The following is an 8718-nucleotide window of genomic DNA, read 5'->3' on the forward strand; positions in this document are numbered from 1 at the left end:
TTATATTTATGAAAAGTAAAAAATTATTAGCTACAGTTTTAAGTACTGTAATCACTTTATCTACAGTTTCCGCTGTTTCTGCTGCACCTATAGGAAAAGAAAGTAAGAAAGAACCTAAAACTACCACAATACTATGGGAAAAAAGCAAACAAAATACTGAAAAATCTACTACAGGTATAGCAAAGAAAAAATTCAACAATTCTAAGGAAATAAATAAATTTTTCAAAGAAAACATCTCTAATTTCGGGTTAAAAAAAGGTTCTCTAAAAAATACTAAAACTTCAAAAGATGAAAAAGGTAATACTAATTACCATATGACTTATGAAGTAGAGGGCATACCTGTTTATTATGGCAATATGGTATTCACAACTAAAAAAGACTGCACCATGAGTTCAATAAATGGTAGAGTTGATGATACTTTTGAAACTGGAAACTTTAAAAATAAAATTAAACTATCAAAAAATGCAGCTATAGAAAAAGCTAAAAGTAATATAAAAGACAATAAAGCAACTTCTAAAAAAGCTGACCTATATTTATATAGTTTCAAAGGAAAACCTTATGTAGTTTATCTAGTAAATTTAAATGCTAAAGATGGTAATTGGATAGTATTTGTAAATGCTGAAACAGGTTCAATAGTAAATAAATTTAATAATACTCCTACTTTAGTTAATGAAAAAGGTAAGAAAAAACCTGTTAATATTAAAGAAGCCCAATCTAATAAAAAAGATTCTACTTCAAATAACGTCATAGATATCCAAGGTAAAACTGTAAAAGGTAAAGGAAAAACAAGTTTAGATGGAGTAGTTGATATTGATTTAACTTATAAGGACGGTAAATATTATTTAAAAAATAGTAATAAAAACATATTCTTATATGATATAAACCATAAAAGAGGTGCAGATGAAATAGACTCTGAAAATGGTGTTACTAAAGAAGAGGTTCTTAAAGACTCTACCCTTGTATCTGATAAAGATAGTAATTTCACAGATGAAAAACAAGTTAATGCTATTGATGCTTATGTAAACTTATCTAAAACTTACGATTATTACAAAAATGTATTAAAAAGAGATAGTATCGATGATAATGGACTAAATGTAGAAGGCTTTGTTCATGTAGGAACAAAATATAATAATGCCTTTTGGGAACCTGAACATAAAGCAATGTTCTTCGGTGATGGAGATGGAAAAAGATTTTATCCTTTTGCAAGATCTTTAGATGTTGTAGCTCATGAATTAAGTCATGGTGTTACTAGTTCCGAATCAGATCTTTACTATCATAATGAATCTGGTGCTTTAAATGAAGCTTTTTCAGATATAATGGGTACTGCTGTAGAAGGTAAAAACTTCCAAGTAGGTGAAGATTGCTATACACCTGGAATTGATGGAGATGCTTTAAGGGATATGAAAGATCCTTCTAAAGGTAATCAACCAGCACATATGAAAGATTATTATAATGTACCTGATCTTGAAATGTTTGATAACGGTGGAGTTCATACAAATTCAGGTATAATAAACCATGCTGCTTATCTTATTGCAGACGGAATAGAACAACTAGGAAGAAAAGATAGTAAATCTGTTATGGGAAAACTATTCTATATGGCAAACTGTGATTTATGGGGAAAAGAAACAAATTTCGCTGAAACTAGAAACTCTTTAGTTACTGTTGCAAAAAATCTTTATGGTGAAAATAGCAGATATGTAAAAATAGTTGAAAAAGCATTTGACGAAGTTGGTATACATGCTACCCCTCAATTACCATTATAATAGAATATAATTTTTAACTTGTAAATTTACTTAATATTTATAAAATCTAATTTTGAAAAGGTTAATATTATTTAGCCTTTTCAAAATTAACCTCTATAATTTTTCCATATTCTAATTCTTCTTTTAAATCTTCTGTTATTTTCTTTATTTCCTCTTTAGTATAAATTTTATCTCTAAAGCTCACTTTCTTTTTATAGCAATCTTCATATAGTTTTTCTGCATAAGTTAATTGTTTATCTGTGGCATTATTACTTTCTTTTTTTCTTTTCTTTCTTAATGCTCTTTTATATCTTTTACAAATTATTTTTTTTATATCATTTAAAAGCTCTTTGTCCATTTCATACTCCTTTTTAACGTCTGGTATTTCTTTTTTATATCCATATTCATTATAATAAATACTATTATCTAATTCATATACTTTTTTCCTATACCAATTTTTATAAGCTTCCATAAGACTTAGCTTATTTTCAATCATATTGTTAACTACTGCACTTATACTACCATTAAGTTTTCTTTTAAATTTTAAAGGTAAAGTTTCATACTCCATTTTACCACCTACTTTTTCCTTAGTTTTTAATTATTATAATAACCTATATAAACTAACATTAAAATTATATTTAGAAATAACTAAAATCCAAATTTTAATTTCTACTTATATTATCGTATACATATAGTATAGATAAAACATTTTTTTATTTATAATAAAAATAAATTTTACATACTAATACTATTAAATTACTATTAGATATATAATTTTTTTATACTAACTTGGTTCTTATAGCTTATGTCAAAAATTCTTTTAATACATCATCTACTAAATGAATATGGTTATAATATAACTTTTCTGCTTCTTTACAGTTTCCATTTTCCAAGTGATAAATTATTTTTTCAAAATCCTCTATTGTTCTTTTCCTTGTTTTATAACTAGAACTTTTAAATATATCTTTATTATCATCCATTCTTTTTGTTATTACTTTCATAATTTCTGTTATAACTTCATTATAAGTAGCTTTTGCTATAGCATAATGAAACTTAAGATCTTCTTTAAAAAATTCTTCGTTATCATCTTTAGAAGATTTTATTTTTTCTAAAATGTTTTTCAAGTTATCTATATCTTCTCTACTTATTCTTTTTATAGCAAGAACTATAAATTTCTCTTCTAAAAGCATACGAACTTCCATTAAATCAAATATAGGAGCACATTGTAATACTTTATTAAGTTGAAAATCAACATATTTGTTATCTAAATAATCTTTTGATATAAATGTTCCCCTTCTTTCTATGGATTTAAGATATCCCATAGTTGTTAAGTGCTTTACTGCTTCTCTAACAGAAGATCTACTTACTTTAAGCTCTTTAACAAGATTTCTTTCAGAAGGTAGCTTATCCCCTACTTTAAGTTTATTTGAATCAATCTGATCTTTTATATATTCTGCAATCTTTAAGGGTGTATTAGTCTGCATAGTTTTTGATGAATCGTCCATTTTTATCTCACCTTTATTTTTATAATTTATATTACAATACTATATTAAAAAAAATATTATTCAATATCAATAGTCTAAAGGAGTTGCTATTCATTTTATTTTAAATATATAAATCAATTCAAAAGTATACTACAAAATATAGATAAAATAAAGAATTTATCACCAAATATTTACTTTAATGATAAATTCTCTAATAGATATATCTTCTAATTTATTTCTTTATATATTCTTTTAGATGTTTCAGTTAAAGATAACCCTCCACATCCTGTACATCTTAATTCTGATGGTAACATATGTCCTACACTATACATAGCTTTTATAGTTTCATCTAAAGGAACTACTTTATCAAAACCTGCTAAAGCCATATTAGCACAGGCAAGTGCATTGGACCCTGCCATAATATTTTTACCAAGACAAGGAACTTCAACTCTATCTGCTACTGGATCACAGACCATTCCCATTACATTTTGAAGTGCCATAGATGAAGCATCTATACCTTGTTTTACCGTTCCACCATTTAATTCTACTAATCCTGCAGCTGCCATACAAGATCCTGCTCCACACTCTACTTGACAGCCTCCAACTTCTGCAGCGAAAGTGGCATGTTCAGCTATAAAAACTCCAACTATTCCTGCAGCTAACATAGCTTTTGTTGCATCATCTATAGTTAAGCCCAAAGCTTTTGTTGCACCTATTATTGTACCTGGAAGTCCTCCACAAGATCCAGCAGTTGGTGCAGCAACAATTACTCCCATAGAACTTTTAACTTCCATCATAGAAGTTATACATTCAATCATACTATTTAAAACATCTGATTTTATAAGTTTACCTTCTTTTTCAGACTTTTCTATCATATGTGATTGAGAACCTAATATCCTATTCTCATATTTAGTTCCCTTTAAACCTTCTTCTATTGAAGATTTCATAAGAAGCACAATCTCTTTCATTTTATTATACACTTCTTCTTTAGAAATGTTTCCTCTAATACTTTCATACAATAGAGCCAATTCCCATAATTTCAAATTACTTTTCTTACTTACTTCAAACATAGAATCTGCGGTATTAAATGGAACTTTACACTCTTTTCTTGATTTAATAGGTAAAACCGGTTCTATAGTTATAACATTATATTGCTTTTCAATACTATTTATAATATCTTTTTCTAATTTATATGAAGTTTTTATATCAAGGAGAATATTATTTCCATTTTTACTTTTTTCAAAATAATCTATTTTTATATTTTTACGCTCTATGTAATCTATTAATTTCTTAACATCCTCTTTATTTTCAACAAATACTAATGTTTCGTAAAAATCTCCACATATAGATACATTAAAATTTTCTATAGATTCATATTTAATCATTCCACCACCAGTCGAAATTGCTACTACATTCACTTTTTCATCTTTATCACTAATAAGCATCATTTTATAAGTATTAGGATGAGCTGCTTTATAATCCACTATGTTAAATTCTATATTTAAACCTTTTTCTTTTGATATACTTTCCCATTTTGGAAGTCTTGAATCTTGAGTTTCAAATCCTAACAATCCACCTACAAGACCCATATCTGAACCATGACCATGATATGTAGTTGCTAAGGATCCCTTAGGATCAAATTCTACAATTACTTTTTTCAAATTCCCTTTAACCATTTGACGTGCTAAAATACCTATTCTAGCTGCCGCAGCTACATGAGAGCTAGATGGACCTCTCATTACAGGACCTATTACATCATTAAATATACTAACTGATTGCTTTATCATATTTCTTCCCCATTTCTTATTTTTATTTTTAAGTTATATCATAATTGATATAATTAGATTGAAGAAAAATATTGTTTTTTATAATATAAAATTAATTTACAAACTAATCTTGTATTTTTTGTCCTTTTTGAAGCTTAATAGCTTTATTATATATAGCTTCTGCCACCATAAGGTCAAATAATCCCATACCTACTGATTTATATAAACTAGTACCACCTTTTTCATTTATAGGCTTTTTAGCTCCTAGTAGTTCTCCAAATATTTTAATTTGATCTTCTTTTATCCATTTTTCTCTAACTGGAACTATAATATCTCCTGACTCTTCTGCTGCAAATTTTGTATCAATATAAACATCATCTAATAAAGTATATAAAGCTTTTGGAAGTTCTCTCATTTTAAGTTTATAAGAACCTATAGCTATTATATGTTTTCCTTTTAACATTTCTTCATTATCTGGAAGAACTGGTGATTCTGCTGGTGTAGCTGTAATAATTATTTCAGAATTTAAAACAAGTTCTTCAACTTTATCTACTATATTTACTTTAACATTCTTAATTCTTTTTTCTAATTTTTCTTTAAATGATATAAGTCTTTCCTTTGATCTATCAAAAATATATATATTTTTTATTTTTCTAGCAGTACATGCAAATAATAGCTGATGAAATCCTTGAACTCCTGTTCCTATAAGTCCTACACTTTCACAATTTTCTCTAGTAGTATATCTTACTCCCACTCCTCCTACTGCTCCTGTTCTATATGCAGTTAAAGCAGCTCCATCAAATATAGCAATTGGTTCTCCTGTACTAGCTTTATTTAAAACCATAGTAGCTTGAACAGTTGGAACTCCTTTTTTTATATTTTCTGGAAAAGTAGATATTATTTTGGTTCCAAAAACATCTTTAGTAAAAGAAGGCATATATAATATAGTCCCTTCTTCACGTTCTACATGCATCCTATCTGGCATTTGAAAATCTCCACTTTCATATACCTGAAAAGATTTTTCAATAGTATCCATTACTTCATCTAATGAAATACTTTCTCTTATATGCTGTTCTCCTAAATATAACATTTTATACATTCCACCTTTCTTTCTTGGTCAGACCAAGCTATAATATTAATATTCTATATTATTGTCTAAATTCCTTTTAAATAACAAAAAATTAATTTTACGAAAATAAAAGCTATGAAAAAATCATAGCTTTTAGAAGGAGGCCCTTACATCATAAGGATACCAATAACACTTATTTTACTAATATGTTATATAAGTTTTTATATTTATTGTATAAGTTTTATATTATATATATAACTATACAAGAACAATATATATAATTTATGTTTTAAATATGTTCAAAATGTAAAATTAAATTCATTCCTTAAAATATATTACTCTAGTTTTATTTATTATTTATATAAATATTCTCTAGTCATAGGAATTTCATTATTTAAATCTTTAGTAATTAAAAATTGATGAACATCAACTACACCATAATGGAAAGAAGCTGCACAAGAATTCAAATACAATCTCCACATTCTTATAAATTTCTCATCAAATTTTTCTTTAACTTTATCTATACTGTCTTCAAAATTTTCTGCCCAACATTCTAATGTTTTTGAATAATGAAGTCTTAGACTTTCAAGATCTACTAGATGAATATCATGCTCTGAAAAAGTTTCTACAATTTCTCTTATAGTAGGAATATATCCACCTGGGAATATATATTTTTTAATCCATCTATTTCCTTCTGTTTCATATAATCCTGTAATAGCATGAAGAAGCATAATTCCTCGCTTTTCTAAAATTTTATCAACAATGTCAATATAAGAAGGTATGTTACCATGTCCTACATGTTCAAGCATTCCAACACTTACTATTCTATCAAACTTCATTTTTTTAGTAGGAAGTTCTCTGTAATCCATTAATTTTACTTCTGCTAAGTTTTCTAATCCCTTAGCTTTTATTTTATCTTGAGCTTTTTTGTATTGTTCTTTGCTTAAAGTTATACCTAAAGATTTAACTTTATATTTTTCAGATGCTTCTATTATAAGATCTCCCCAACCACAACCTATATCTAATAAAGTTTGTCCTTCTTTTAAATTAAGTTTTTTCAATATATACTTTATTTTGTTATCTTGAGCTTTATCTAAAGAATCATCTTTATCTTTAAAATATGCACATGAGTAATTCATATTTTTATCAAGCCATAAACTATAAAAATCATTTCCTAAATCATAGTGATATGATATATCCTCTTTTTGTTTTTTTATAGATGTTCCTCTTAGCTTTAAAAGTCTATTCAAAAATTTATGACTATGTAAAAAGCTATCTTTATTTTTATATATAGATTCTATAATCTTTTGAATGTTACCTTCAAGTTCAATATCCTTATTCATATAGGCTTCTCCAAAAGCTAGACTTGAATCTTCTAATATAGCTTTTTTATCAACGGGTCTATTAAATACTATTTTAAATTTAGCCTCTCCTTGTCCAAACTTTTCAAAAGTTCCATCCCAAAACTTAGCTGTAAATGTTTCTGTAGATAAATCTTTCAATAACTTTTTTAAAAATAATTTTTCCATACTTTCATCCCCTTGATATATAATAAAACCAACTATTTTTATATAAAAACTGTATTATAAAATGCAAGTGATTATTTTAAATAAACTTTTATATAACCACTTATATTTTTATAAATAACATTATTAATAAAATATGTCAGCATATTATAGTTTATAGTTAAATACTAGTATTTTAGTATTTAAATGTCAAATGTTTCTAACACCAAAATATTTATCTGTATCTTTTATAAAATATAATAAAATAATAAATTTGCATCATTCGTATAAATTCTCTATTTAAATGCTTTTTTCACCATAATTAAATAAAGCTAACTTTGTAAGAAAATTATTTTCTTACAAAGTTAACTTCTTATTTTATAAAATATTTGCTATCGATAGACAAAATATAAAAATATCACTTTCAAATTACTTTAAGCTATATAATCACTATTAGTTAACACTTTTACTGCAATATCATATTTCTTCTCATTTACTTTTACAACAGGTCCTGTACAACCCATTCCACTTTCTGCATAGATGCCTTCTTTCCATAGAGTTTTTTGTGCATCTTCTATGTCCATAACATCTATACCCATAATAGCTGCTGTAGCTATTTCTTTTGGTGGTTCTTTAACTTCTTCTTCATCTTCTTTTTTTTCATTTTTAGAAGTTAAAGATTCTAATATTTCTTTAAGTCCACATTTATTTGCTTTCTCAAATTCTTCTTTTACTACTTTCTTTAGGTTTCCTTTTACTAAACCTGATGCATATTCTATAGCATTAGCAGCTACCGGTGCTCCTGATGCTCTAGATAGTATTAATATAGTTCTGTCGTAATCTTCTCCGATTCCAGGTCCGTATCCATAACCAAATCCTTCATAACTTCCCCCTGTTGTGTATGAAGAAAATACTTTCATCAAAAGATTACCTGTTAATGTATCTGTAACCATAACATCACATGTTGCAGCTAAAAGATCGTTTCCTCTCATTACAGATCCGCCATCTGCTCTTAAAGATTCTGCAAATTTTATTTTGTAACCATTGCTATCTAATTTTTTAAGAGCTTTTTCAACTTGTCTTGCACCATCTAAGTTAAGTATTCCAACTGTAGGCTCTTCTATTCCCATAGCCTTTGCTGTTACTATTCCA

Annotated in this window: 7 protein-coding genes; 1 reads left to right on the forward strand and 6 read right to left on the reverse strand. The window is 26.8% G+C overall.

All coding sequences use genetic code 11. The annotated features are described in order from the left end of the window. Positions 1 to 8 precede the first annotated feature (8 nt). Positions 9 to 1763 carry a M4 family metallopeptidase gene (locus ABDZ71_RS10600; RefSeq protein ID WP_343761492.1) on the forward strand — a complete coding sequence of 585 codons (1755 nt, stop codon included), beginning with the start codon at positions 9 to 11 and terminating at the stop codon, positions 1761 to 1763. 67 nt (positions 1764 to 1830) lie between these two features. Here the strand turns inward: ABDZ71_RS10600 and ABDZ71_RS10605 are convergent, their stop codons facing one another. The 6 genes from ABDZ71_RS10605 to grdD form a co-directional block, all read right to left on the reverse strand. Further along, positions 1831 to 2310, reverse strand: a complete 480-nt coding sequence (locus ABDZ71_RS10605; protein ID WP_343761493.1) for a hypothetical protein — start codon at positions 2308 to 2310, stop codon at positions 1831 to 1833. 235 nt (positions 2311 to 2545) lie between these two features. Then, positions 2546 to 3247, reverse strand: a complete 702-nt coding sequence (locus ABDZ71_RS10610) for a FadR/GntR family transcriptional regulator (protein WP_343761495.1) — start codon at positions 3245 to 3247, stop codon at positions 2546 to 2548. A 206-nt stretch (positions 3248 to 3453) separates the two neighbouring features. Then, entirely contained in the window at positions 3454 to 5013 is a 1560-nt protein-coding gene (locus ABDZ71_RS10615; protein WP_343761497.1) for an L-serine ammonia-lyase, iron-sulfur-dependent, subunit alpha, read from the reverse strand. Between the two features lie 103 nt (positions 5014 to 5116). Then, on the reverse strand, positions 5117 to 6082 hold the full coding sequence (locus ABDZ71_RS10620; protein WP_343761499.1) for an ornithine cyclodeaminase family protein: 966 nt from the start codon (positions 6080 to 6082) through the stop codon (positions 5117 to 5119). A gap of 332 nt (positions 6083 to 6414) precedes the next feature. Next, positions 6415 to 7590, reverse strand: a complete 1176-nt coding sequence (locus tag ABDZ71_RS10625) for a class I SAM-dependent methyltransferase (protein ID WP_343761501.1) — start codon at positions 7588 to 7590, stop codon at positions 6415 to 6417. Positions 7591 to 8000: 410 nt separating this feature from the next. After that, positions 8001 to 8718, reverse strand: a 718-nt coding sequence (gene grdD, locus ABDZ71_RS10630; RefSeq protein WP_343761503.1) for a glycine/sarcosine/betaine reductase complex component C subunit alpha, incomplete at its 5' end; no start/stop codon positions are given.

The sequence above is a fragment of the Clostridium oceanicum genome, assembly GCF_039521385.1.
Classification (GTDB): Bacteria; Bacillota; Clostridia; order Clostridiales; family Clostridiaceae; genus Clostridium_F; species Clostridium_F oceanicum.

Coding starts and splice junctions, on each gene's coding strand:
- ABDZ71_RS10600 (WP_343761492.1), top strand. CDS start 9: ATGAAAAGTAAAAAATTATTAGCTACAGTTTTAAGTACTGTAATCACT.
- ABDZ71_RS10605 (WP_343761493.1), bottom strand. CDS start 2,310: ATGGAGTATGAAACTTTACCTTTAAAATTTAAAAGAAAACTTAATGGT.
- ABDZ71_RS10610 (WP_343761495.1), bottom strand. CDS start 3,247: ATGGACGATTCATCAAAAACTATGCAGACTAATACACCCTTAAAGATT.
- ABDZ71_RS10615 (WP_343761497.1), bottom strand. CDS start 5,013: ATGATAAAGCAATCAGTTAGTATATTTAATGATGTAATAGGTCCTGTA.
- ABDZ71_RS10620 (WP_343761499.1), bottom strand. CDS start 6,082: ATGTTATATTTAGGAGAACAGCATATAAGAGAAAGTATTTCATTAGAT.
- ABDZ71_RS10625 (WP_343761501.1), bottom strand. CDS start 7,590: ATGGAAAAATTATTTTTAAAAAAGTTATTGAAAGATTTATCTACAGAA.